At 37.6% G+C, this 1,805-nt stretch carries 3 protein-coding genes; all 3 read left to right on the plus strand.

From position 1 onward, the window contains the following. The coding region (locus B5D49_RS14640) for a replication protein (RefSeq protein ID WP_327083027.1) at positions 1 to 715 on the plus strand (715 nt) is incomplete at its 5' end. A gap of 481 nt (positions 716 to 1,196) precedes the next feature. Continuing rightward, on the plus strand, positions 1,197 to 1,502 hold the full coding sequence (locus B5D49_RS14645) for a hypothetical protein (protein WP_041534804.1): 306 nt from the start codon (positions 1,197 to 1,199) through the stop codon (positions 1,500 to 1,502). 106 nt (positions 1,503 to 1,608) lie between these two features. Further along, complete coding sequence (locus B5D49_RS14650; RefSeq protein ID WP_003555393.1) at positions 1,609 to 1,764, plus strand: ribbon-helix-helix protein, CopG family; 156 nt, start codon at positions 1,609 to 1,611, stop codon at positions 1,762 to 1,764. Positions 1,765 to 1,805 lie beyond the last annotated feature (41 nt).

Here is a 1,805-nt window from a genome sequence, read left to right on the forward strand (position 1 = left end):
CTATCAAGGTTATTTTACCATTATGGCAAAAGACAAATCAAGATACTTCACCTTTTTGTTATATCCCGAATCTATTCCAGAAGATTGGAAATCGAAATTAGAATTAATTGGTGTTCCAATTGCTATTAGTCCATTTCATGATATGGATGAAAAAACTGATAAATCAAAATGGACACCTGATGATGTCATACGAAATGGCAAGCACTATAAAAAGCCGCATTATCATGTTGTCTATGTGGCTAAAAATCCAGTTACTGCTGATAGTGTTCGGTACAAGATTAAACAGCTTCTAGGTGATCGGAGTATCGCTAAAGTGCAAATAGTCATCAGAAGTATGGCAAGCATGTATTCATACCTTACACATGAGTCTAAAGATGCTATTGAGAAGAGAAAACATAAATATAATAAAAAAGATATTACGCTGATAAATAATTTTGATATTGATAGATATATATCGCTTGATGTGGAAGATAAAGACGACATGCTGAATGATGTTTGTGATTTGATTGATGACCATAATTTGGCAAATATGCGTGAATTGAGACGCTTTTTAAAAGCTCATGGTTCAGAATATGGCATGCCTAGTATCAAGGTCGTTAATTCGGTTTTACGTGCTCATACTGGACTGATAAGACTATATTTCGATGCTGTTTATCAGGAACGCAAGTATGGCAGAGGAGACATAGACAAAGAAACTGGCGAGATACAAGATTGATTAGTGAATAAAAAGTGGGTGCTCAATTCGAGCACCTTTTTTTGTTGTCGGCTAGCCGACTTCTGATACAGGAAATTTAGCACAAACACCATCAATTTTAATTGGGGTGTGTAAGTGCGCATTGCTTTAAAAATAGCAATGCAAAAATCAAAAGAAAATGCTAAAGGCGCACTTACACGTCATCAAAGATGACGTTGCGCTAAAACCACTAAAACCTGTATCAGATTTCGCTTCGCTCAAACAAAACTGACTTGCGTCAGTTGAAACATTCAAAGCAGTTAAAGTCCAGTCGCTAGCTCCTTCGGACTTTAACTGCTTTGAATATTGGCTTTAAATGGCTCTAATTTGCTCTCTAAGCCATTTTAGCTGTTAAATGCATAATTAGCTGTCTGTCAACGGTAAATCGACGTAGAACGGCTTTTAGCCGTTCTAGGAGGCTTTAAGGAGTTGACAGACTCACTAGACTAAGACACTTTTGCGCATGCAAAGAAAAGCACACCTGCTTTTTTTGCCTGCCTCACGGCGAGTGCGGGGTGAGTTTGAGCGGGAGCACCCGCTCATTTATGGGGTCAAGCTGACACAGCTTGCAGGTTTGGGCAGCGCTCATGGTTTTATTCGTGTGGGATATAAATTTGAAAATCAGGGGGCGAGGGAGCGAATTTTGCGACCGTACTACGACCCCCCTTTTAAGTGCCGAGTGCCAATTTTGGTTAAAAATGGTCTTCAAGCCTTTAATATCAATGGTTACAGAGTTTTAAATCTCGGCGAGTTTTCGGCGAGTTTTTAGCGAGTTTTTAGCGAAATAGAGATTTATAGCATATATTATTGACAATAATGTTGCAAAAAAGCATAATAATGGTGTACTTAAATTTGATTTAGTTTGGAGTAAAAATATGGCTACAAATAAAAAAAGAATTACGGTCAGTCTAACCGAAGACCAGTATTTTACTTTGGAAAATCTTGCGAAAGAAAAGGGTTTTTCTAAGTCTGCAATTTTAGCTTTAGCTTTAGAAAATTATTCAAGAAAGGAATTAGAACAAAAAAAATAAGCGAAAACTCGGCTTGGGCAAGACGATAGTTTCCGCTAAAC

The sequence above is a fragment of the Paucidesulfovibrio gracilis DSM 16080 genome (assembly GCF_900167125.1).
Taxonomy (GTDB): Bacteria; Desulfobacterota; Desulfovibrionia; order Desulfovibrionales; family Desulfovibrionaceae; genus Paucidesulfovibrio; species Paucidesulfovibrio gracilis.